The organism is Pseudoxanthomonas indica (genome assembly GCF_900167565.1).
GTDB classification, from domain to species: domain Bacteria; phylum Pseudomonadota; class Gammaproteobacteria; order Xanthomonadales; family Xanthomonadaceae; genus Pseudoxanthomonas_A; species Pseudoxanthomonas_A indica.
Map to the genome: position 1 here is coordinate 1,484,365 of NZ_FUZV01000002.1, position 23,780 is coordinate 1,508,144.

The 23,780-nt window shown below is 64.2% G+C and carries 18 protein-coding genes and 1 pseudogene; 12 read left to right on the forward strand and 7 right to left on the reverse strand.

Annotation, left to right across the window (positions count from 1 at the left end; all coding sequences use genetic code 11):
- Positions 1-3: 3 nt before the first annotated feature.
- The 7 genes from can to asnS all read right to left on the reverse strand — a co-directional run bounded on the left by can (position 4) and on the right by asnS (position 5,757).
- Positions 4-663, reverse strand: a complete 660-nt coding sequence (gene can / locus B5X78_RS17550; protein ID WP_079726261.1) for a carbonate dehydratase — start codon at positions 661-663, stop codon at positions 4-6.
- A 90-nt stretch (positions 664-753) separates the two neighbouring features.
- On the reverse strand, positions 754-2,181 hold the full coding sequence (locus tag B5X78_RS17555; protein ID WP_079726020.1) for an aldehyde dehydrogenase: 1,428 nt from the start codon (positions 2,179-2,181) through the stop codon (positions 754-756).
- A 57-nt stretch (positions 2,182-2,238) separates the two neighbouring features.
- Positions 2,239-3,027 (reverse strand): SDR family oxidoreductase, encoded by a 789-nt coding sequence (locus B5X78_RS17560; RefSeq protein ID WP_079726021.1) that lies wholly within the window; start codon positions 3,025-3,027, stop codon positions 2,239-2,241.
- A gap of 27 nt (positions 3,028-3,054) precedes the next feature.
- Positions 3,055-3,672, reverse strand: a complete 618-nt coding sequence (locus B5X78_RS17565) for an FMN-binding negative transcriptional regulator (protein ID WP_079726022.1) — start codon at positions 3,670-3,672, stop codon at positions 3,055-3,057.
- Between the two features lie 43 nt (positions 3,673-3,715).
- Positions 3,716-4,021: a hypothetical protein gene (locus B5X78_RS17570; RefSeq protein WP_079726023.1), complete on the reverse strand. Its 306-nt coding sequence runs from the start codon at positions 4,019-4,021 to the stop codon at positions 3,716-3,718.
- Between the two features lie 26 nt (positions 4,022-4,047).
- Positions 4,048-4,353, reverse strand: a complete 306-nt coding sequence (locus B5X78_RS17575; RefSeq protein WP_079726024.1) for a hypothetical protein — start codon at positions 4,351-4,353, stop codon at positions 4,048-4,050.
- A 3-nt stretch (positions 4,354-4,356) separates the two neighbouring features.
- Positions 4,357-5,757 (reverse strand): asparagine--tRNA ligase, encoded by a 1,401-nt coding sequence (asnS, locus tag B5X78_RS17580; protein ID WP_079726025.1) that lies wholly within the window; start codon positions 5,755-5,757, stop codon positions 4,357-4,359.
- A 110-nt stretch (positions 5,758-5,867) separates the two neighbouring features.
- Between asnS and B5X78_RS17585 the strand changes: the two genes are divergently transcribed.
- The 12 genes and pseudogenes from B5X78_RS17585 (at position 5,868) to B5X78_RS17690 (ending at position 23,331) form a co-directional block, all read left to right on the forward strand.
- Complete coding sequence (locus B5X78_RS17585; protein ID WP_079726026.1) at positions 5,868-6,206, forward strand: HesB/IscA family protein; 339 nt, start codon at positions 5,868-5,870, stop codon at positions 6,204-6,206.
- A gap of 80 nt (positions 6,207-6,286) precedes the next feature.
- Positions 6,287-8,068 carry a DUF885 domain-containing protein gene (locus B5X78_RS17590; RefSeq protein WP_079726027.1) on the forward strand — a complete coding sequence of 594 codons (1,782 nt, stop codon included), beginning with the start codon at positions 6,287-6,289 and terminating at the stop codon, positions 8,066-8,068.
- 127 nt (positions 8,069-8,195) lie between these two features.
- The gene (rpsF, locus tag B5X78_RS17595) at positions 8,196-8,618 is read left to right on the forward strand and encodes a 30S ribosomal protein S6 (protein ID WP_079726028.1); all 423 of its coding nucleotides are present in this window, start codon (positions 8,196-8,198) and stop codon (positions 8,616-8,618) included.
- Between the two features lie 11 nt (positions 8,619-8,629).
- Complete coding sequence (gene rpsR / locus B5X78_RS17600) at positions 8,630-8,860, forward strand: 30S ribosomal protein S18 (protein ID WP_079726029.1); 231 nt, start codon at positions 8,630-8,632, stop codon at positions 8,858-8,860.
- A 65-nt stretch (positions 8,861-8,925) separates the two neighbouring features.
- On the forward strand, positions 8,926-9,375 hold the full coding sequence (gene rplI / locus B5X78_RS17605; RefSeq protein ID WP_079726030.1) for a 50S ribosomal protein L9: 450 nt from the start codon (positions 8,926-8,928) through the stop codon (positions 9,373-9,375).
- 231 nt (positions 9,376-9,606) lie between these two features.
- Entirely contained in the window at positions 9,607-11,004 is a 1,398-nt protein-coding gene (locus B5X78_RS17610; RefSeq protein WP_079726031.1) for a replicative DNA helicase, read from the forward strand.
- A 6-nt stretch (positions 11,005-11,010) separates the two neighbouring features.
- Positions 11,011-12,429 carry a cryptochrome/photolyase family protein gene (locus B5X78_RS17615; RefSeq protein WP_079726032.1) on the forward strand — a complete coding sequence of 473 codons (1,419 nt, stop codon included), beginning with the start codon at positions 11,011-11,013 and terminating at the stop codon, positions 12,427-12,429.
- Positions 12,430-12,506: 77 nt separating this feature from the next.
- Positions 12,507-13,976 (forward strand): WS/DGAT/MGAT family O-acyltransferase, encoded by a 1,470-nt coding sequence (locus B5X78_RS17620; RefSeq protein WP_079726033.1) that lies wholly within the window; start codon positions 12,507-12,509, stop codon positions 13,974-13,976.
- Positions 13,977-14,087: 111 nt separating this feature from the next.
- Positions 14,088-14,765 (forward strand): YiaD family glycine zipper/OmpA-like lipoprotein, encoded by a 678-nt coding sequence (locus B5X78_RS17625; protein WP_079726034.1) that lies wholly within the window; start codon positions 14,088-14,090, stop codon positions 14,763-14,765.
- A 393-nt stretch (positions 14,766-15,158) separates the two neighbouring features.
- Positions 15,159-15,290, forward strand: a pseudogene (locus B5X78_RS18935) (ESPR domain-containing protein); the annotation flags it as partial.
- Between the two features lie 288 nt (positions 15,291-15,578).
- Positions 15,579-22,409: a YadA-like family protein gene (locus tag B5X78_RS18750; protein ID WP_244898568.1), complete on the forward strand. Its 6,831-nt coding sequence runs from the start codon at positions 15,579-15,581 to the stop codon at positions 22,407-22,409.
- A 106-nt stretch (positions 22,410-22,515) separates the two neighbouring features.
- Positions 22,516-23,331, forward strand: coding sequence for an OmpA family protein (locus B5X78_RS17690; RefSeq protein WP_079726035.1), 816 nt, complete (start codon positions 22,516-22,518; stop codon positions 23,329-23,331).
- Positions 23,332-23,780: the final 449 nt, after the last annotated feature.

Here is a 23,780-nt window from a genome sequence, read left to right on the forward strand (position 1 = left end):
TCATCAGGGACGTTCCCGTTTGGCTATGCCGGCTAGCGCGCGTTCGTAGGCAGGCTGCAGGCCCTCCTGCGAATCGGCGTCCATGCCCAGCTCGCGGACGCGGCCGTCGAACAGGCTGTAGACCCAGCCATGCACGGCCACCGGCTGGTTGCGCGCCCAGGCATCCTGAATCACGGTGGTGCGGCAGACATTGAAGGTCTGCTCGATCACGTTGAGCTCGCACAGGCGCGCATGGCGCAGTGATTCGGTGTCTTCTTCCTCCAGCAGCGCCGCATGCTTGAGCGCCACATCCGAAACATGCCGCAACCAGTTGTCAGCCAGGCCCACGCGCAGGCCGGTCATCGCCGCATGCACGCCGCCGCAGCCGTAATGGCCGACGATCAGGATGTGCTCGACCTTGAGGATGTCGACCGCGAACTGGATCACCGACAGACAGTTGAGATCGCCATGCGACATGACGTTGGCGACATTGCGATGAACGAAGACCTCGCCCGGGTCCAGGCCCAGGATCTGGTTGGCCGGCACGCGCGAGTCCGAACAGCCAATCCACAGATAACGCGGTGACTGCTGTTGCGACAGGCGTTTGAAGAAGCCCGGATCTTCGTGCTTGATGCGCTCGGCCCATTCGCGATTGTTGCGGAGCAGGTTTTCCAGTTCACTCACAGGCGTCATCCAGTGGGGAGGGGCAGGGCACGCGGAGGTGCGCTGCATAGTGTGCGCTCTGGCGCGCGGGTCGTCAGCCCACGCGGGCGATCAGTCGACGGCGATGCCGACATTGCGCGACTCGGTGAAGAAGCGCATGGCGTCCGCGCCGCCTTCCCGGCCCACGCCGGACTGGCCCATGCCGCCAAAGGGCGTGCGCAGATCGCGCATCAGCCAGGTGTTGACCCAGACCATGCCCACGCGCAGGCGCGCGGCCAGACGATGGGCGCGTTGCAGATCGCGGGTCCAGAGCGAGGCGGCCAGGCCGTAGTCGCTGGCGTTGGCCAGCGCCAGCGCCTGGGCTTCGTCCTCGAACGCCTGCAGGGTGACCACCGGCCCGAAGATTTCCTCGCGATTGCTGGCCGCCTCCGGACCCAATCCCTCGAGGATGGTCGGCTCGACGAACCAGCCGCCGTGCGAAGACGGTGACCCACCCAGCACGATGCGCCCGCCTTCGGCGCGCGCGCGTTCGATGCAGGCGCTGACCTTGTTGAAGTGCGCCTGCGATACCAGCGGCCCCAGATCAGTGGCTTCCTCGTCAGGCGCACCCACGCGCAAGGCAGCGGCCCGGCCGGCGAACGCCTGGCGGAATTCGTCGTAGATGCCGCGCTCGATCAACAAGCGCGAACCGCACAGGCAGATCTGCCCGGAGTTCTGGAACGCCGAACGCACGATCACATCCAGCTGCGCGCGCCAGTCGCTGTCGGCAAACACCAGGGTGGGATTCTTGCCGCCCAGCTCCAGCGAGATCTTTTTCAGCGCCGGCGCCGCCAGACTGGCGATGCGCTGGCCGACGCGGGTGCTGCCCGTGAACGACACCGCCTTGACCCGCGCATCCAGCACCAGCGGTTCACCCACCTCCGGACCGGCGCCATGCACCAGGTTGAAGACGCCAGGCGGCAGGCCGATGTCGTGCGCCAATTGCGCCAGCAGGGTGGCGGTGAGCGGCGTGACTTCCGAGGCCTTGGCCACCACCGTATTGCCGGCGGCCAGGGCCGGGGCAATCTTCCAGGTGAAGAGATAGAGCGGCAGATTCCACGGCGATATCGTCGCCACCACGCCCAGCGGCTGGCGCAGGGTGTAGTTGAGGCCGGCCTCGCCATGATGCGATTCGCTGCCGAACTGGGTGGCGGCGTGGGCGAAGAAACGCAGGTTGGACACCGCCCGCGGAATTTCGATCTGGCGGGCCAGGCGAATTGGCTTGCCGCCGTCGCGGGATTCGGCCTGGGCGAATTCCGGCAGGCGGCTTTCCAATGCGCTGGCCAGCTTTTCCAGCCAGGCCGCACGTTCGCTGTTGCGCAGTGCCGCCCAGTCCGGGGCGGCGCGTTCGGCCGCTTCCACGGCGGCATGCACATCGTCGCTGTCACCGTCGGCCAGGCGGGCGAAGACGGCGCCGTCGATCGGTTGCACCACCTCGCGCCAGCGGCCGTTGAAGGAGGGGCGCGGTTGGCCGTCAATCCAGTGGGTCAGGGTCTGCATGCGGCAAGCTTAGCGCGGAGGCTGTTGAAGGCCATGTTGCAGCGCGGGCCATGCGGATCAGATCGACTGCATGCGCCCACCATCCACCGCCAGGCTGACACCGTTGATGTAGCCGGCAGCAGGCGAGGCGAGGAAGGCGATGGCTGCGGCAACCTCGCTGGCGTCGGCGAAACGGGCGGCGGGTACGCTGGCCAGCATGGCGGCGCTGATGCTGGCTTCGTCCTTGCCGGTGGCGGCCGTGCGATCAGCCAGAATCTGCTGCAGCCGCGCCGTGCGCGTGTAACCCGGCAATACGTTGTTGACCGTGATGCCGTCGCCGCCCAGTTCGCGCGACAGCGTCTTGGCCCAGCTGGCCACCGCGCCACGAATCGTGTTGGACACACCCAGGTTGGCGATGGGTTCCTTCACCGAGGTCGAGATGACATTGACGATGCGGCCCCAGCCGCCCGCGCGCATGCCCGGGGCGAGCAGCTGGGCGAGCAGCTGGTTCGCCAGCAGGTGGCGCTGGAACGCGTCGAGGTAGGCGCTGGCCTCGGCGGCAATGGCGCGCCCGGCCGGCGGACCGCCGCTGTTGTTGATCAGGATCTGGAACGCATGCGTCGCCAGGCTCGCTTCCACCTGCGCGCGCAACCCGGCCGCATCGGCGAGATCAGCCACCAGCGCCGCATGTTGCTGGTCCGCGTGCACGCGTGGCAATTGCGCCACTACTTCGTCGAGCTTGTCCTTGCGTCGCGCCAGCACGGTGACGTCGGCGCCCAGCAAGGCAAGTTCATGGGCGGCGGCGCGGCCAATGCCTTCGGAGGCGCCGCAGACCAGGGCGTGAAGATGGGATAGGTCGAGGTCCATGCCGGCGAGTGTATGCCAGGCCCGTGACTAGCGTCGTGGCAGGCGATCCAGCATCAACGCCGCCACCTCGTCCTGGCCCAGCGCCTGCAGTGCGGCGGCGGCGCCGCGCACGTTGGCCTCGGGATGGTTCTGGTTGAGCTTGAACTTGAGCTCGATGCGTTGGACCTGCAGGCGGAATCCGATGATGCCGCGCAGCTGCCGCACATGATCGTCGCGGTCGTGTTCAAAGCGCCAGTCCTGGCCCACGCGCGGCTCGTTGAGCTGGCTCAGGCGATCGACAATCGACGCCAGCGCCGCGGTGTCTTCGGTCAGCTGCAACTGGCCGTGCAGATGCGCCACCGCGTAATTCCAGGTGGGCACGCGTGCGGCTTCTTCCTTGTCGGCATACCAGCCTGGCGACACGTACGCATGCGGGCCGTGCACGATCGCCAGGGCCGGCCCGGCATGGCGAGCCTGCGGATTGGGTCGGGCCCAGTGTCCTTCCAGCCAGACGGTATCGCCCTCGCGCCCATACAGCACCGGCACATGGCTGACGAAGGGCAGGCCGTCGGCGTCCACCGTCACCAGGGTGATGAAGGCATCGCGTGCGATCAGCGCATCCAGCGCGCCCAGATCGGTTTCGGCAAAGGCGCGCGGGGTGTACATGGGCGAAGGACTCGCGGCGGGACGACGGCGAAGGAGGGAGGAATCAGGCGCGCGCGCCGAGCGTCTGCACCATCCGCTGCACCAGCGCTTCGTCGCTGTCGGCCTGCGGCGGCTGCACCTGCTGCAGCGAGAAACCACGGGCCAGCGCGTCGTCCTCGTCCAGCCCGTCGTAGGAGACGAATTCGGCATCGAGCAGGGCGCTGCGTGCGCTGTCTTCGCTGTCGTAGGCCAGGTGGTTGCCGTCGCTGTCCAGCACCTCGGCGGTGCCGGCATCGAGGATGCGCAGGCGCGCCCAGATCAGGTTGCGGCCCAGGCTGGCCAGGTACCAGGTGTCGACGAATTCATGCATGGGGGCATCACTCACTTGTGCAGTCCTTACTTGATCGCGGCGGCCAGCAGGGCCAGCAGGCCGGACAGGGCCAGCGACGCGACCATCACGATCAGCGAAATGCGCGCCGGCGTGGCCAGCCCGCTCAACGAGGCGTCGGCCTGCGCGCGGTAGCCTCGGGCAAGCAACCAGCGCAGGGCTTCGGGCTTCAGAAACGCGCCTTCTCCCCATTGCGCGGTCAACGCCGCATGCCGATCACGGATATGCACCAGCGTCAGCGGCCAGAAAATAACGAAGGCGCTGAAACCGGCAATGGCCACGCCCACCAGGCAGAGTGCGAAAAACAGCAACACCGATCAGAACTCCGCGCTGCCGGGCGCGCGCGGGTAGGGGATGGAGTCGCGGATGTTGGCCAGGCCGCAGACGTACACCACCAGGCGTTCGAAGCCCAGGCCAAAGCCGGCGTGCGGCACCGTGCCGTAGCGGCGGAAGTCGCGGTACCAGCCGTAATGCGCCGGGTCCAGGCCGAACTGCGCCATGCGCGCGTCCAGCACGTCCAGGCGTTCTTCGCGCTGGCTGCCGCCTATGATCTCGCCGATGCCCGGCGCCAGCACGTCCATCGCGGCGACGGTCTTGCCGTCGTCGTTCAGGCGCATGTAGAAGGCCTTGAAGTGCTCGGGGTAGTTCATCACCACCACCGGCCGGCCGACGTGCTGCTCGGTCAGCCAGCGCTCGTGTTCGGTCTGCAGATCCAGGCCCCATTCGACCGGGAACTCGAACTTCTTGCCCGACTTCTGCAGCAGGCTGATCGCCTCGCTGTAGTCGATGCGCTCGAACGGCGCGTTGATGAAGGTTTCCAGGCGGGTGATGGCGTCCGGCTGCACGCGCTCGGCGATGAAGGCCATGTCGTCGCCACGCTCGTTGAGCACGGCGCGGAACAGGTACTTCAGGAATTCTTCGGCCAGGTCGGCGTCCTCGGCCAGATCGGCGAAGGCGATCTCCGGTTCGATCATCCAGAACTCGGCCAGATGGCGAGTGGTATTGCTGTTCTCGGCGCGGAAGGTCGGGCCGAAGGTGTAGACCTTGCTCAGCGACAGGCAGTAGGCCTCGACGTTGAGCTGGCCGGACACGGTCAGGAAGGTTTCCTTGCCGAAGAAATCGCGCGAGAAATCGACCTCGCCGCTCGCGGTGCGCGGCAGGTTGGCCATATCCAGCGTGGAGACGCGGAACATCTGGCCGGCGCCTTCGGCGTCGGAGGTGGTGATGATCGGCGTGCTGATCCAGTTGAAGCCGCGCTCGTGGAAGAAGCGGTGCACGGCCTGCGACAGGCAGTTGCGGATGCGGGTGACCGCACCGAACAGGTTGGTGCGCGGACGCAGGTGGGCGAATTCGCGCAGGTATTCCAGGCTGTGCTGCTTGGGCTGCATCGGGTAGGTCAGCGGATCCTCGACCCAGCCGACCACTTCCAGCTTGCTGGCCTGGATTTCAAAGCTCTGGCCCTGGCCCTGCGAAGCGACCAGGGTGCCGGTGGCGATGACCGCGCAGCCGGTGCTCAGGTGCTTCACTTCGGATTCGTAGTTGTCCAGGGTGTTGTTGGCCACCACCTGGATCGAGGCGAAGCAGGAGCCATCGCTGACATTGACGAAAGACAGGCCCGCCTTGGAATCGCGCCGCGTGCGCACCCAGCCGCGTACCGTGACCTCGCCGCCGGCCGGGATCTTGCCCGCCAGCGCATGTTCGACGCTCACCACCGTCATAGCTTGAATCCTTCGGTAACAGAACCATTTATGGAACGGTGGAGTTTACCGGAGCCGGGCCGCAGCGGACTGCCACCGGCCTATAATTCGCGCATCGCCTGGAGATTTTCATGTCCATCAGCCTGACCCCTGTCGCCCTTGACCGCGTCCAGCACTTCCTGGCGCAGAACCCGGCTGCGCTGGGCCTGCGTTTTGGCGTGACCCGCACCGGCTGCTCCGGTTGGGGCCATGTGGCCGATCTGGCGCTGGAAGAGCGCGAGGGCGATCAGGTCTTCACCTTCGAGGGCGTGCGCATCTATGTGGACCCGACCAGCCTGCCGCTGGTGGATGGCACCGAGATCGACTTCGCCAAGCAGGGCCTGGGTGAGACCTTCCTGTTTCGCAATCCCAATGCCACCGCCGAGTGCGGCTGCGGCGAGAGCTTCACCACCCAGGCCGACGTGGCCTGAGCCGGGCAGGGTAGCGCTTGACACTGCCCGGAGCGCGTGGCTCCGGATAAGCTTGCCGACTTTCCCCGGGGGAGAGTCCCATGGTCCGAACACTTTGCCTGGTTGCCGCATTGGCGCTGGGTGGCATCGCGCCGCTGCACGCGCAGGTCGCCGTCGACAAGCATGCCGCACTGGAAAAACTGTTTGCCGAAGAGTGGGAGCGCGGGCTCAGTGACAGCCCTGAAAACGCCAGCTACAACGGCGACGTGCGCTACAACGATCGCTGGACCGACTACTCGCTGGCCGCCATCGGCAGGCGCGCGGAGGCCGACAAGTCTGCGCTTCAGCGCCTGCATGCGATCGGCCGCGACGGCCTGACGCCGGCCGACCAGCTCAACTACGACACCTTCGAGTGGAACCTGCAGCAGGCCGTCTCGCGCCAGCGCTTCCACGAGGAACTGCTGCCGCTGAGCCACCAGGTCGGCGTGCAGTTGGCCGATGGCATGGCCGAGATCGTGCCGTTCGAGAACACCGGTGACTACCGCAAGTGGTTGTCGCGCATGGGCGGCATCGACACCTGGGTCGAGCAGATTCTGGTGCTGATGCAGAAGGGGCAGGCGGCCGGCTACATGCCGCCGCGCGTGCTGATGGAGCGCGTGCAGGGGCAAATTGCCGCGCAGATCGTCGATGACCCTGGCAAAAGCCCGTTCTACCGGGCCTTCCAGAAGTTTCCCGACACCATCTCCGAGGCCGATCGCGCGGCCTTGCAGGGCGATGCCAAAAAGCTGATCAGCAACGAAATCGTGCCGGCCTACCGCAAGCTGCAGGCCTACTTCGTGCAGACCTACCTGCCGGCCAGCCGCGACACCATCGCGATCAGCGCCTTGCCCGACGGCCAGGACTACTACGCCGCATTGGCCGCGTACTACACCACGACCCCGCTCACGCCGAAGCAAATCCACGCTCTGGGCCTGAAGGAAGTGGCGCGCATCCGCGCCGAGATGGAGAACATCAAGGGGCAGGTGAGCTTCAAGGGTGACCTGCCCGCGTTCTTCGATCACTTGCGCAGCGACCCGCGCTTTTTCTACAAGACTCCGGAAGAACTGTTCACCGCCTACCAGGCGCTGTCCAAGCGCATCGATCCGGAACTGGTGAAGGTCTTCCACACCATTCCGCGCCTGCCGTACGGCGTGCGGCCGATTCCGGACAACGTGGCGCCGGATACCACCACGGCCTACTACCAGCCGGGCGCCGCCGATGGCAGCCGCGCCGGCTTCTACTACGTCAACCTGTACAAGCCGGAGTCGCGGCCGAAGTGGGAAATGATGGCGCTGTCGCTGCACGAAGCGGTGCCGGGCCACCATTTCCAGATGTCGCGCGGCATCGAATTGCCGGACATGCCGATGTTCCGCAAGACGGCCTATTTCGTCGCCTATGGCGAAGGCTGGGGCTTGTACGCCGAACGCCTGGGCTATGACATGGGCCTGTACGACGACCCCTATGACCGCTTCGGCCAGCTGACCTATGACATGTGGCGGGCCGTGCGGCTGGTGGTGGACACCGGCATGCACTCGATGGGCTGGAGCCGGGAACAGGCCATTGCCTACTTCAAGGCCAATGCCGCCAAGACCGACCAGGACATCGTCAACGAGATTGACCGCTATATCGCCTGGCCGGGTCAGGCGCTGGCCTACAAGATTGGCCAGCTCAAAATCTCAGAGCTTCGTGAGAAGGCTGCGACCACCCTCGGGCCGAAGTTCGACCTGCGCGCCTTCAATGACGAGGTGCTCAACACCGGCTCGGTGCCGCTGGAGACCCTGGAGCGGCACATGGACGCCTGGATGGCGGGTCAGAAGGGCCGGGATTTGCCTGCAAGCCATTGAGCTGACATAATTTCCGGCTCCTTGCGGCCTCTGGCTGCCAAGGAGCCCTTGCTCCACCGCGTGCTGCAACGACGGGGAGCTGTCCGCCCGGTGCTTTGCCGGGCCCACATCCGAAAGGTATACAACGATGCGTCACTATGAAGTCGTGTTCCTGGTCCACCCGGACCAGAGCGAGCAGGTGCCGGCCATGATCGAGCGCTACAAGAGCCTCGTCGAGAATGGCAGCGGCAAAATCCACCGTCTGGAAGACTGGGGCCGCCGTCAGCTGGCCTACCCGATCCAGAACCTGGTCAAGGCCCACTACGTCCTGCTCAACATCGAAGCCGACCAGGCCGTGATGAACGAGCTGGTCGAGCTGTTCCGTTTCAACGACGCCATCCTGCGTCACCTGGTGATCAAGCGCGATGACGCCGACACCGAGCAGTCCCTGATCATGAAGAACAAGGACGAGAAGGGCGACAAGGGCGAGCGCGGCGAGCGCCGCCGTCGTGATGATGACGAAGGCGAGGGCAGCAACGACGCCGCCGCCGACAACGCCGAAGCCGCCTGAGGAGCACACCCATGTCCAAGTTCTTCCGTCGCCGCAAGTTCTGCAAGTTCACCGCCGAAGGCGTGAAAGAGATCGACTACAAGGATCTCAACACCCTGCGCCAGTACCTGACCGAGACCGGCAAGATTGTCCCGAGCCGCGTCACCGGCACCAAGTCGCGTTACCAGCGCCAGCTGGCCACGGCGGTCAAGCGCGCCCGTTTCCTGGCGCTGATCCCGTACACCGACAACCACGACGTCTGAGCCATCCATTCGGACAGCCCTCGCGCTGCGGGCCGCACGGTCCGCTAACGAATTGAGAGAAAACCATGCAACTGATTCTTCTGCAGAAAGTGACCAACCTCGGCGTCCTCGGCGACAAGGTCAACGTGAAGCCGGGCTACGGCCGCAACTTCCTGGTGCCGCAGGGCAAGGCCGTGCCGGCCACCGCTGCCAACCTGGCCGAGTTCGAAGCCAAGCGCGCCGACTACGAAGCCAAGGCCAAGGCCTCGCACGACGAAGCTGAAAGCCGCAGCGCCAAGCTGGAAGGCGCCAGCGTGACGGTCAAGGCCAACGCCTCGACCGAAGGCAAGCTGTTCGGTTCGGTGGGTCCGCGCGATATCGCCGACGCCTTCACCGCTGCCGGCTTCCCGCTGGAAAAGAGCGAAGTCGTGATGGGCGAAGGCCCGCTGCGCAACATTGGCGAGTACGACGTGCTGGTCAAGCTGCACGCCGACGTCGAAATCACCGTCAAGGTGGTGGTCGAAGCCGAAGCCTGAGTCCAGGGCAGCGGTTCGCACTGAGCAGGCGCCGCAAGGCGCCTGTTTTGTTTTCCAGACCGGAGCGGTTCCGACAGGCGGAGCCACCTCCAGTCGCAGCGTCTGAGATGCCCTCAGGATATCCACAGACTTATCTGCAACCCCCGCCGAGCGCAGCGACATACCATGCCTGCTTTCGCGTTGCCTGTACTTCCCTCCCTATCACCACGGCCACAGGAGTCGTCCCCGCCCATGTCCGCACGCCCCGGTTTCCGCAACGACCCGCAGGATGCGCGCATCGAGCAGTTGCGGTTGCCTCCGCACTCGATTGATGCGGAACAGGCGGTGCTGGGTGGCTTGATGCTGTCGCAGGAAGCCTACGACCGCATCAACGACAAGCTGACCGACAAGGACTTCTACCGGCGTGATCATCAGCTGATCTATCGGGCCATCTGCGAACTTGCCGAGCGCAACCGTCCCTATGACGCGGTGACCCTGGGCGAATGGTTCGAGTCGCAGGGACATCTCGAGCAAGTCGCGGGCGGCGCCTACCTGATCGAACTGGCCAGCAGCACGCCCTCGGCCGCCAACATCACCGCTTACGCGGAAATCGTGCGCGACAAGGCGGTGATGCGGCAGCTGATCGATGTCGGTACCGACATCGTCAACGACGCCTTCCAGCCCGAGGGCAAGGAAAGCGCCGAGATGCTTGCCATGGCCGAGCAGAAGGTGTTTGCCATTGCCGAGGCCGGTGCGCGTGGCCGCACCGATTTCGTCGGCATGAACACCGCGCTGAAGGACGCATTCGAAGTCCTGCAGAACCGCTTCGAGAACGGTGGCAACGTCACCGGCCTGCCCAGCGGCTACACCGATTTCGACGAGATGACCGCCGGCCTGCAACCCACCGACTTGATCATCCTGGCCGCGCGTCCGGCCATGGGCAAGACCACCTTCGCCCTGAACATCGCCGAGTTCGCCGCGATCAAGTCGAAGAAGGCGGTGGCCGTGTTCTCGATGGAAATGTCCGCGGCGCAGCTGGCATTGCGCCTGATCTCCTCCAATGGCCGGGTCAACGCCACCCGCCTGCGTACCGGCCAGCTGGAAGACGAGGACTGGAGTCGCGTCACCAGCGCGATCCGCATGCTCAAGGAAACCAAGATCTTCATCGACGATACGCCGGGCCTGTCGCCGGACGTGCTGCGCTCCAAGGCGCGCCGTCTCAAGCGCGAACACGACCTGGGCCTGATCGTCATCGACTACCTGCAGCTGATGTCGGTGCCGGGCAACAGCGAAAACCGCGCCACCGAAATCTCCGAGATCTCGCGTTCGCTCAAGGGCCTGGCCAAGGAATTGAACGTGCCGGTGATTGCGCTGTCGCAGCTCAACCGCTCGCTGGAAACCCGTACCGACAAGCGTCCGGTGATGGCCGACTTGCGCGAATCAGGCGCCATCGAGCAGGACGCCGACATGATCGTCTTCATCTACCGCGACGATTACTACAACAAGGAAAATTCGCCGGACAAGGGCCTGGCCGAGATCATCATCGGCAAGCAACGTAGCGGTCCCACCGGCAGCTGCAAGCTCAAGTTCTTTGGCGAGTACACCCGTTTCGACAATCTCTCGCACGATTCGATTGGCAGTTTCGAATAAGGCGACATGAGCCTCGCCCTGGTCTGGTTCCGCCACGATTTGCGCCTGGATGACCAGCCAGCGCTGAGGGCGGCGTTGGAAGCCGGCCATACGCCGGTTCCCGTCTACATCCACGCACCCGAGGAAGAGGGTGCCTGGGCTCCCGGCGCCGCCTCCGATGCCTGGCGGCACCGTTCGCTGCAAGCCTTGCAGCAGGAACTGGAACAGCGCGGTTCGGCGCTGCACGTGTGCACGGGCCCCACGGACGGGGCCCTCGACCGCCTGTTGCGCCGGAGCGGCGCGCAGGCGGTGTTCTGGAATCGCAAGTACGAGCCGGCCACGCAGGCGCGTGATGCGGCCTTGAAGCGGCGCCTGCGCGAATCGGGCGTCGAGGTGGAGAGCTTCAATGGCACGTTGATGTTCGAGCCTTGGGACATGGCCACGCAGAGTGGCGGGCCTTACAAGGTGTTCACACCGTTCTGGAAGAATGCGCAGGCGAATTTGCGCCTGCCTGCACCGTGGACCGCGCCGGTACGCTTGCCAGAGCCGCCAACGCTGGACGGCCACGTGTCGATTGACGCCTTGGGCTTGCAGCCGCGGCCGCGCTGGGACGAAAGCTTCTGGGAACACTGGCAACCCGGTGAAGCCGGTGCACATGAAGCGCTGGAAATCTTCATCGATGGCGCGTTGAACGGTTACAGCGAAGATCGCGATCGCCCGGATCGCATCGGCACTTCTCGGCTGTCGCCACATCTTCATTTCGGCGAGATTGCAGTATGGCGTGTGGTGCATGCCTTGCAGCAGGCATGCACCGCCGCCAATGCGCGTCATGTCGATGCTTATGTGCGCGAGTTGGGTTGGCGCGAGTTCGCCTACCACCTGCTGCATCATTTTCCGCAAACACCGAACGAAAACCTCAATCCGCGCTTCGAGCATTTCAACTGGGCTCGCGTTGACGACGCCGCCCTGCGTGCGTGGCAACAAGGACGGACCGGTGTACCGATAGTCGATGCCGGACTGCGCGAACTCTGGGCCACTGGCTACATGCACAACCGGGTGCGCATGATCGTCGCCAGCTACCTGTGCAAGCATCTTCGCTATCACTGGCTGGAGGGCGCACGCTGGTTCTGGGACACGCTGGTGGATGCCGATTTGGCCAACAACACCCTGGGCTGGCAATGGACCGCCGGCACGGGCGCCGATGCTTCGCCGTACTTCCGCGTATTCAATCCGGTGACTCAGGCGCAGCGCTTCGATCCCAAGGCCGAGTACATCGCCCGCTGGGTGCCGGAACTGCAGGCGCTGCCGGTAAAGGAGCGCTTCGCGCCCTGGTTGAGTCCCGAGTTGGCCCAGCGGCTGGCGCCCGACTATCCGAGGCAACCGCTGGTGGATCTGGCCGAGGGCAGGGAAGCGGCGCTGGCCGCTTACGCCGCCAGCAAGGACTGAGCGCGCCGGCGCTATGCGCCGGTTTGACGCCTTCTCGCGGGCCGTGCTTCACTCGCGGCAGAGCGAGGGGAGGGTGCATGGCAACCCAGAAGAAACCAGCCAGGCCGCGCCGCGAACCGATGTCGCGGGTCGATACCGCCTGGTTGCGCATGTGCCGGCCGACCAATCCCATGATGATCACCGGCGTGCTCATGTTTGATGAGCCGATGACGCTGGAGAAGCTCAAACAGGTGGTGCGTAAACGATTCCTGGCCTATCCACGCTTTCGGCAGAAAGCAGTGGACGGGCCGACGGGTGCGGCCTGGGTGGAGGATGCGCAGTTCGATTTCGACTGGCATGTGCGCTTGTCGGCGTTGCCCGGCCGCACCGATGCGCGCTCCGAGAAGCGGGCGCTGGAGCGTTTTGTCAGCCAGATGGCCTCCACGCCGCTGGATCGCAGCAAGCCGCTGTGGCAATTCCACCTGGTGGAGCGCTATCGCGGTGGCTCGGCGCTGGTGGCGCGCATCCACCACAGCTATGCCGACGGCATTGCGCTGGTGCAGGTGTTGTTGTCGCTGACCGATACCACCCGCAAGCCGGAAAAGAGCAGCGAACTGCGCGCGGCCTGGTTGAAGAAGGACGGCGTGGAAGTGGTCCGCCGGGTTGGCGCAGTGGATCGCTATGTGCAGCTGGGCGGCAAGATGCTCGGCAAGGGCATGGAGATGTACCGTGATCCCACCCTGGCCACCATGCTGGCGAAGGAGGGCGGCGAGATCGGCCGCGAACTGCTCACCGCGCTGGCCTTGCCGGATGATCCGCCTACCTTGCTGCGTGGGCCGCTGGGCGTCAGCAAGCGGGTCGCCTGGGCCGAGCCGTTGGAACTGGACGAAGTCAAAGCCGTGGGGCGTGCCTGCGACTGTACGGTCAACGATGTGCTGATGGCCACGGCTGCAGGTGCGCTGCGCGCGTACCTGATTGAACGCGGCGAAGAAGTGGAGGGCATTACCCTGCGCGCCACGGTGCCGGTGAATCTGCGGCCGCTCGAGCACGCCAAGAAGCTGGGCAACCACTTCGGCCTGGTGTTCCTGGAGCTGCCAGTGGGCGAACCCAATCCGGTGCGCCGACTGGAACGCGTGACCGAATCGATGAACCAGTTGAAGAACTCCCGCCAGGCGATCGTCGCCTTTGGCCTGCTGGCGGCGCTCGGCATGGCCCCGGCGTCGCTGCAAGGCGTGGCGCTGGAGTTGTTCAGCCGCAAGGCTACGGCGGTAGCGACCAATGTGCCGGGTCCGCAGCAACCTTTGTACATGGGCGGAAGCCGGGTCCGGGAAATGATGTTCTGGGTGCCGCAAACTGGTTCCATCGGCCTGGGTGTTTCGATCCTCAGCTACAACGGCCGCGTCCATTTTGGCCTGATTGGCGATGCGCGGCTGGTGCCTGATCCCGATGCGGTGATGCGCAGGTTTGGGCCGGAATTTGAAAAGCTGTTGTATCTGGCCCTGATGGGTAACTGGGAGCATGCGCTGGACGCGGCTGCGGCCGACGCGCTGTTGCCGACGACCGCCTGAACAGGGGGGCACGGGCTCGACACTTCTTCACCTGACGGACATTCGGCAGTCGCTACCTTGACGACCCTGAATGACGGCGGGCTCCGGCCCATAGACGAAGGAGAAAGTCGAATGAATCAACACGCGGTCAAGACCACCTTGCTGGCCCTGGGCATCACCGTACTGGCCAGTTCCTGCGCCAGCTATACCGGCCAGACCTCCGACCCCAACGACCCCAACCGTACCCGTACCGGCGCCCTGATTGGCGCGGGCATCGGTGCCGCGGTGGGCTTGTTGAGTGGCAGCGACGCCACCGAACGTCGCCAACGCGCACTGGTGGGCGTGGGTGTGGGTGCATTGTCCGGCGGCGCCATCGGTGCCTATCAGGATCGGCAGGAAGCCGAACTACGCCGACAGACCGCCGGTACCGGCGTGGACGTAACCCGCGAAGGCGATGTGATCAAATTGAACCTGCCCGATGGCGTGACCTTCGATTTCGGCAAGGCTGAACTCAAGCCGCAGTTCTATCCGGCCCTCAACAATATCGCCAGCACGCTCAAGCAGTACAACCAGACCATCGTGGAAGTGACCGGCCATACCGACAGCATTGGCACGGATGCGGTCAACCAGCGCCTGTCCGAGCAGCGCGCCTCGTCGGTCGGCAATTATCTGATTGGACAGGGCCTGGTGCGTGAGCGCTTCGAGATTGTCGGCATGGGCAAGCGTTATCCGATTGCCAGCAACGACACCGATTCCGGCCGCGCGCTCAACCGCCGGGTGGAGATTCGACTACAGCCGCTGCGCCAGTAACAACGGCGCAATCAGGGAAACGAAGAAGGCCGCGCAAGCGGCCTTTTTCACATTTGCGGGGGCCAACTGCGTCGCCGAATTCGCTAGCTGCTGCGTGGACAGAACGCCTTCAAACCACGGTCGGCCGTCCAGTCGGCCTGGAAACACGTAAGGAAGTTCAGCGGCTCGGGTCATCTGCAAAATGCCTGTGGCCATTATTGGCCGTGCTTTCCCAATGACAGTTTGACGGTGATTCAAGCGTGGATGGGGGCAATTTCAGACGGTTCCGATATCAACTCCTACCGTGATGACGAGAATTGCTGTTTGCGGCAGCCCCACTCAATGGGGAAGTGGACTGCTGGTGCGCAGAAAGAGCGCTCGCAAGATTCTCAATCCTTATTTCGGAAGCATCGAATGAATACCGTATACCGTGTTGTGTGGAGTACCGAACTTGGCCAGTGGGTCGTAGCATCGGAATTTGCCAAGGGCCGCAAGAAGAAGAGCAAGACCCTGCCAGGGGCGGCGGTCAGCGCAAGTACCCTTGCTTTGGTCGTAGCCGTGGGTGCGGGCGGTATGACGGTGCCTTCCGGGCCGGCGATGGCGGCTGAGGCCTATTTGGGACTCTGTAACGACGGACCGGAAGGCGTACGGATCAGGTCTGACAATGGTGTGATCTCGAACACCAATCCTGACTGTGTAAACCAGAATGCTTCGACGGGGTCTGCCTGGCAGATCTCGAGCACCAACCAAATGCAGGATCAGGTAGCTCGGATAAAAGCTGACGGTGCGAAACTTGAGATTAGGGGTGATGCCGGCATCAATGTTGTGAACAACATGAGCATGCAGAATAACCGCATCACTGACCTTGCGCCTGGCGTCAACGGCACGGACGCGGCCAACATGAATCAGCTCAACAACCTTTCAAACGACAGTCTCAAGTGGGACTCGGGCAAGGGCGCGTTCAGCGCCGCGCACGGCGGCGTATCGCCCAACAAGATCACCGATGTGGCAGATGGCACGCTGGCTGCAGGCAGTAAGGACGCTGTCAATGGTAACCAACTGTTCACCACCAACCAGAACGTCACCAACCTCACCACCAACATCACGGAAGGCAAAATTGGCCTGGTGCAGCAGGCCGCGTCGGGCGCCAATATCACGGTGGGCAAGGACACCAATGGCACGGCCGTGGACTTCAAGGGCACGGCCGGTGAGCGCAAGCTGATCAACGTGGCAGATGGCACGGTGGCCGCCAGCAGCAAGGACGCCATCAATGGTGGCCAGTTGTACAACGTGGCCGGCGACACCAGCGATACCTACATCAGCAACAATGGCGCTGGCGTGAAGTATGCCCGCACCAACGACACTGGTCTGACCGCGGACGACGCGCATGCCTCTGCAGCCGGTGCGACGGCTGTGGGCTACAACGCTAAGGCCACTACGGCCGATGCGCTGGCCCTGGGTCGCGCGAGCCAGGCGGCGGGCATCAGCACCGTGGCTGCAGGTGGCAATGCCAAGGCCAGCGGTCTCCAAGGCTCGGCGGTGGGCTATAACGCGCAGGCCACGTCCGCCAACACTTCGGCGCTTGGTTTTGACGCGCAAGCCACCGGCAGTTCCAGTACCGCTTTGGGCGCCAGTTCGCGCGCCACGGCCACCCAGTCCATCGCGATCGGCCAGGCTGCCCAGGCCACCAAGGATCGGGCCGCGGCCATCGGCAGGAACGCGCAGGCGACAAATACCGATAGCACCGCCATCGGTGACAGCGTCAAGGCGTCGGGTGTGAGCAGTTCGGCGTTTGGTAGCAGCGCCTTGGCCCAGGCCGATTACTCTGTCGCAATCGGTAATGCCGCCCAAGCCACTGCCGTCAACTCAGTCGCTTTGGGTACGGCCAGCACCACGACGGCTAACCTCACGGCGGCGGCTTACAAGCCAAATGCCAGCTCCACACTTGGCGGCGCGACGGCCAAGGGCGAAGTCTCCGTGGGTTCGGCCAACAATGAGCGTCGCATCACCAACCTGGCGGCCGGTTCGGCCGACACAGATGCGGTCAACGTCAGCCAGCTGAAGTCGCTCGAGTCCAAGGTGGGCAGTGGCACGGGCACTGATGCCTTGGCGGTGCACTACGACGCGGCGGAAAAGAGCAAGGTCACCCTGGCTGGTACGCCGTCCACGGACGGCGGCAAGACCGGTGGCACCACCCTCAGCAACGTCCACCAGGGCGCGGTGACGGCCAACAGCACCGATGCCATCAACGGCGCGCAGATGTACGCCCTGACCGGTAATCCGGCCGACCAGCAGCCGACCATTCCGGACCCGAACAACCCGAGCGGACCGCAGATTCCCAACCCGGCGTACAAGGGCAGTGGCATCCGCTACTTCAAGGCCAATGGCAAGGCGGATGACACCGACGATGCCGTGGCTACCGGCACCGGTGCCGTGGCCATGGGCGCCAACGCCAAGGCTACGGCGGCCAATTCGGTCGCCTTGGGTGCGGGTTCCACCACCACGGCCGTCAGCACCACGGCGGCTTTCAACCCCAATGCCAGCTTCACCCTGGTGGGTGCTACCTCCAAGGGCGAAGTCTCGGTGGGTTCGGCCAACAATGAGCGTCGCATCACCAACCTGGCGGCCGGTGCATCCGACACCGATGCCGTCAACGTCAGCCAGTTGAAGGCGCTTAACAGCAAGGTCGAGAACATCACGACCCCGGCCTCCAGCAAGTACTTCAAGGTGGTCTCCGTCAGCAACGAGGCACAGGCCACGGCAAGTGAATCAATGGCTCTCGGCGGCAATACCGCTGCTCGGGCACTCAATGCTACGGCCATCGGTTCAAATGCGGTGGTCGACGCGGCGAACAGTACAGCCATCGGTTTCGACGCGGGCGTCACCTCGACCAGTGTGACCAACGCCGTTGCCCTGGGCGCCGGGTCGCGTGCCGATGCAGCCGACACGGTGTCGGTGGGACGCAAGAACCTTTTCCAGCGCCGTATCACCAATGTGGCCGCTGGCGTTGACGGCACCGATGCGGTTAACAAGGCCCAGATGGATAAGGCCATTGCCGATGCCAAAAATGCTGGAAGCCGCCGATTGCTGGCGGTGACGCCCCAGGCAGCAGCCGGCGCGGCTACGGACTATCTCAAAGTCAGCAGCAACGTCACCGCCGGCCTGGTCACCAACGCGGGAAGTGGCACTGACACCCTGGCTGTGGGGCCGGGTGCCAGCGCGATCGGCGACAACTCAGTGGCGGTGGGTACTGGCGCCACTTTGGGGCTGGGTAATTCCACTGCCATTGGCTACGGTTCAGGCGGCACGTCGGTAAACATCACGACCGTGGGCTACTCCGCCACCGCCACCGCCAACTCAGACAATGCAACGGTCATTGGCTTCGATGCCACGGTGGATGGCGCCAAGAACGGTGTGGCCATCGGTTCCCTGGCGATAGCGGAGATCGGTGAAAGTGCGGTGGCCATTGGCACCAATGCAACGGCCAGCAAGGCCAACTCGGTTGCGCTGGGCTCGGACTCCATCACTTCGGGTAACATGGCCACGACGGCCTATGTCCCAACGGGTACGGCTACAGGCGTCGTGAAGGGGCTCACCCCGTATGGCCAAGTGTCGGTCGGTGCGGCCGGCAAGGAACGCCGCGTCACCAATGTTGCAGCGGCGGCGGAAGACACCGATGCAGTCAACCTCAGCCAGCTGAAAGCAGTGGAGGCCAAGGTCGCCAGCGGTGGCGGCTCCGGCACTGATGCCTTGGCGGTGCACTACGACGCGGCGGAAAAGAGCAAGGTCACCCTGGCTGGTACGCCGTCCACGGACGGCGGCAAGACCGGTGGCACCACCCTCAGCAACGTCCATCAGGGCGCGGTGACGGCCAACAGCACCGATGCCATCAACGGCGCGCAGATGTACGCCCTGACCGGTAATCCGGCCGACCAGCAGCCGACCATTCCGGACCCGAACAACCCGAGCGGACCGCAGATTCCCAACCCGGCTTACAAGGGCAAGGGCATCCGCTACTTCAAGGCCAATGGCAAGGCGGATGACACCGACGATGCCGTGGCTACCGGCACCGGTGCCGTGGCCATGGGCGCCAACGCCAAGGCTACGGCGGCCAATTCGGTCGCCTTGGGTGCGGGTTCCACCACCACGGCCATCAACACCACGGCGGCTTACAACCCGAACGCCAGCTTTGCGTTGGCCGGTGCGACCTCCAAGGGCGAAGTCTCGGTGGGTTCGGCCAACAATGAGCGCCGCATCACCAACCTGGCGGCCGGTTCGGCTGACACCGATGCGGTCAACGTCAGCCAGCTGAAGTCGCTTGAGTCCAAGGTGGGCAGTGGCACGGGCACTGATGCCTTGGCGGTGCACTACGACGCGGCGGAAAAGAGCAAGGTCACCCTGGCCGGAACGGCGTCCACGGACGGCGGCAAGACCGGTGGCACCACCCTCAGCAACGTCCACCAGGGCGCAGTGACGGCCAACAGCACCGATGCCATCAACGGCGCGCAGATGTACGCCCTGACCGGTAATCCGGCCGACCAGCAGCCGACCATCCCCGACCCGTCCAACCCGAGTGGTCCGCAGATTCCCAACCCGGCGTACAAGGGCAAGGGCATCCGCTACTTCAAGGCTGATGGCAAGGCCGATGACACCGACGATGCCGTGGCTACCGGCAGCAACGCCGTGGCCATGGGCGCCAACGCCAAGGCCACGACTGCCAACTCGGTCGCCTTGGGTGCGGGGGCTACAACCACCGAAACGGCGGCGAACCTGGCGACGGCGGGCTGGCTGCCTACCGGCAGCACCTACGCACTGCAGGCTCCCAAGGCCATCGGTGAAGTGTCGGTTGGTTCGGCGGGCAAGGAACGCCGCGTCACCAACGTGGCCGCTGGCCGTGTGGGCACTGATGCGGTCAATCTGAGTCAGCTGCAGGCCGTGGACGCCAAGATCGCCAGTAGTGGCGGTGGCGGTGGCGGTGGCATTGACACGGGCGCCGTTCGCTACGATGGCGCAGACAAGTCCATCGTTACCTTGCAGGGCGCAGGTTCATCGGATGGCGGCAAGACGGGTGGCACCACCATGACGGGCCTGCATCAAGGCAACATAGCAGCAGGTAGCACCGATGCTATCAATGGTTCGCAGGTGTACGCGTTGACGGGCAACCCGGCTCAGCAAGACCCGAACAATCCGGGTTACAAGGGCAAGGGCATCCGCTACTTCAAGGCCAATGGCAAGGCGGATGACACGGACGATGCATCGGCTACCGGCACCGGTGCCGTGGCCATGGGCGCCAACGCCAAGGCCACGGCGGCCAATTCGGTCGCCTTGGGTGCGGGTTCCACCACCACGGCCATCAACACCACGGCGGCTTACAACCCGTACGCCAGCTTCGCGTTGGCCGGTGCGACCTCCAAGGGCGAAGTCTCGGTGGGTTCGGCCAACAATGAGCGCCGCATCACCAACCTGGCGGCCGGTTCGGCTGACACCGATGCGGTCAACGTCAGCCAGCTCAAGTCCGTGGACTCCAAGTTCAAGGACGCCGGCATCACCGATCCCAACGGCTCGATACTCGATGTCGTGACGTATGACGCCGGTAGCAGCAAGGGCAAGGTCACCCTGGCCGGTACGAAGTCCACGGACGGTGGCAAGACCGGTGGCACCACCCTCAGCAACGTCCACCAGGGCGCGGTGACGGCCAACAGCACCGATGCCATCAACGGTTCGCAGATGTACGCCCTGACCGGTAATCCGGCCGACCAGCGGCCGACCATTCCGGACCCGAACAACCCGAGCGGACCGCAGATTCCCAACCCGGCGTACAAGGGCAGTGGCATCCGCTACTTCAAGGCCAATGGCAAGGCGGATGACACCGACGATGCCGTGGCTACCGGCACCGGTGCCGTGGCCATGGGCGCCAACGCCAAGGCTACGGCTGCCAACTCGGTCGCCCTGGGTGCGGACTCCACCACCACGGCGGATCTGACCAAGGCCGCGTATGTGGCGAAGGATGCGAACCCGAGCACGGTGGCGGGTGCAACCGCGGTCGGCGAGGTGTCGCTGGGTTCGGCCGGCAAGGAGCGCCGCATCACCAACCTGGCGGCCGGTGCATCCGACACCGATGCCGTCAACGTCAGCCAGCTGAAGTCCGTGGACTCCAAGTTCAAGGTCGCCGGCATCACCGATCCCAACGGCTCGATACTCGATGTCGTGACGTATGACGCGGGTAGCAGCAAGGGCAAGGTCACCCTGGCCGGTACGAAGTCCACGGACGGCGGCAAGACCGGTGGCACCACCCTCAGCAACGTCCATCAGGGCGCGGTGACGGCCAACAGCACCGATGCCATCAACGGCGCGCAGATGTACGCCCTGACCGGTAATCCGGCCGACCAGCAGCCGACCATTCCGGACCCGAACAACCCGAGCGGACCGCAGATTCCCAACCCGGCTTACAAGGGCAAGGGCATCCGCTACTTCAAGGCCAATGGCAAGGCGGATGACACCGACGATGCCGTGGCTACCGGCAGCAATGCCGTGGCCATGGGTGCCAATGCCAAGGCCACGGCTGCCAACTCCGTCGCCCTGGGTGCGGACTCCACCACCACGGCGGATCTGACCAAGGCCGCGTATGTGGCGAAGGATGCGAATCCGAGCACGGTGGCGGGTGCGACCGCGGTCGGCGAGGTCTCCGTGGGTTCGGCCGGCAAGGAGCGCCGCATCACCAACCTGGCGGCCGGTGCATCCGACACCGATGCCGTCAACGTCAGCCAGCTCAAGGCCGTGGACTCCAAGTTCAAGGTTTCGGGTCTGACCGACGACAAGGGCAACGCGTTGGAAGCCGTGGTCTACAAGCCTGGCAGCAACAAGACGGAGGTCAACTTCGCTGGTGCCACCGGCACGCTGCTGACCAACGTGGCGCCGGGCCGAATCGCGAAGGATAGTAAGGAGGCAGTCAACGGTGCCCAGATTGCAGATCTGCGTGACTCGCTGCAGGGCCAGATCACCAACATCGACAATCGAGTTACCAACATCGAGAACAATGGTGGTGGCCGGGCTCCGTTCATCGCAGCCAATGGTTCGCCGAACCCGGCCAATGCCGATGCCGGTACCAGCCCGGGCGTGGCGGTGGGTTACAACACCAACGCCAGCGGTGACCAGGCCTCGGCGTTCGGCGATAGCGCGGTAGCATCGGGTACCAACTCGGTGGCGCTGGGCAACGGTTCGGTGGCCGATCGTGCCAATTCGGTGTCTGTGGGTTCGCAGGGTCATGAGCGAGTCATCACCAACGTCGCTGATGCCACGGCTCCGACCGATGCAGTCAACATGCGCATGATGCAGGCGGGTGATGCGGCAACGTTGAAGGCGGCCAACGACTACACCGACTCGCAGATTGACGACGTGTGGCAAAACCTGAGCAGCGATATCGATCACGTGAACCGTCAAGCCAATCGTGGTATTGCAGCCGCCTCGGCGCTGATCAATGTCACGCCGTACTTGCCGGGTCACACCGCGGTCAACGCGGGTGTCGCGACCTACCGAGGTGAGGTCGCATTGGGTATCGGTGTGTCGCGCTGGAGTGAAAACGGCCGGGTGAACTTCAACGCCGGCGTGTCCGCAGCCAAGGGCGATGACGCAGTAGTCCGTGTTGGCGTCGGCTACGTCTTCTGACCGTAGTCAGCGGTATGGAGCGGCGGTGCCTTCGGGCATCGCCGCCTTCCTTTCTTCAATACACCGGCGCCGACTCAGCGGTGGCCGGCTTACTTAGAGCAATTCGATGACCATCAAACGCCTGTTAGGGGCGGTCCTGACATTGTCCATAACGGCCATGCTGGCCGGGTGTGGCTCCACTACCATCAGCCAGGTGCGTGATGGCCAGACCGAACAACCAGTATGGCTGCCTGTCGAAAAGGCAAATCCGATCATCAAATCCACCATGACGCCGGACTTGGCCGCGCTGCGCAAGATTGCGCCGGGTACTGCAAAGCTGGAGGTCTATCGTCTCATCGGCCATCCGATGTATCGCGAAGGCATGGTCGGCGTTCACGAGTGGGATTACGTTTTCAAACTGCCCATGCCAAACGGGGAGATTGTGACGTGCCAATACAAGATACTGTTCAACAACAACATGCTGTCGGAACAGACGTTCTGGAACCCACAGCTATGTGCCGATATCGTAGGCGGCATTGAGGCGGCGCCGCCGAAGCAGGAACCTCACACGGCTGCAGCCGTTGAGCTTTCGAGTGACTTCTTGTTCGATTTCGACAGCGCGGAGCTGAGTCAGGATGCGCCTGCTGCGATCGATGCCCAAGTTGTTAAGGTGCTTGACGAAGCCGAGCAGGTCGAAATGTTGCGCGTCATCGGCTACACCGACCGTCTGGGCAGTGATGACTACAACATGCGTCTGTCTCAGGAGCGTGCCGAGGCCGTCAAAAACTACCTTGTGTCGCGTGGCATACCGGCCGAAGCGATCACCAGCGGAGGGCGAGGCGAGAGTGATCCCGTGGTTCAATGCGACGACATCCAGCGCAATGCACTTATCAAATGCCTCAAGCCAAACCGTCGCGTGCGGATCGAAGTCATCGCGCGCTAAGACGGTAGGAAGCATTACTCATCATCCCGCCACGAGCGGGATGCATGAGTCACTCCAGAATGGTGGAGTCCTGGGATGTCCGCCGTTCCGGGGGAAGCGAATAGCGCGAATGCGGCAAGTAAATGGCCCGTCTCCGGACGGGCCTTCTGCATGTTGGATGCCAAGCAAGCCGTAGCGTCACATCGGCTTTATTGAGCGTCACACCGGAGCCATCGCTGGGCATGTCGACCTGCAGCAAAACCTGGGGCGAGCGCTTTTGCATCACATCCCACGCACCGTTTCAGTGACGATTCGAAATAGTCGAAGTTGACGAACATCCAGGCGTATGATCATTCGAGCCGAGCGGCGCCATCGTTCGTTCCGCCAGCTTGAGTCTTGCTGCGTTTCCGCAAGACGGGAACATTCCGCCAGACCGTGCTCCCTTTGGGAGTGGATACTCGGAAAAGTCT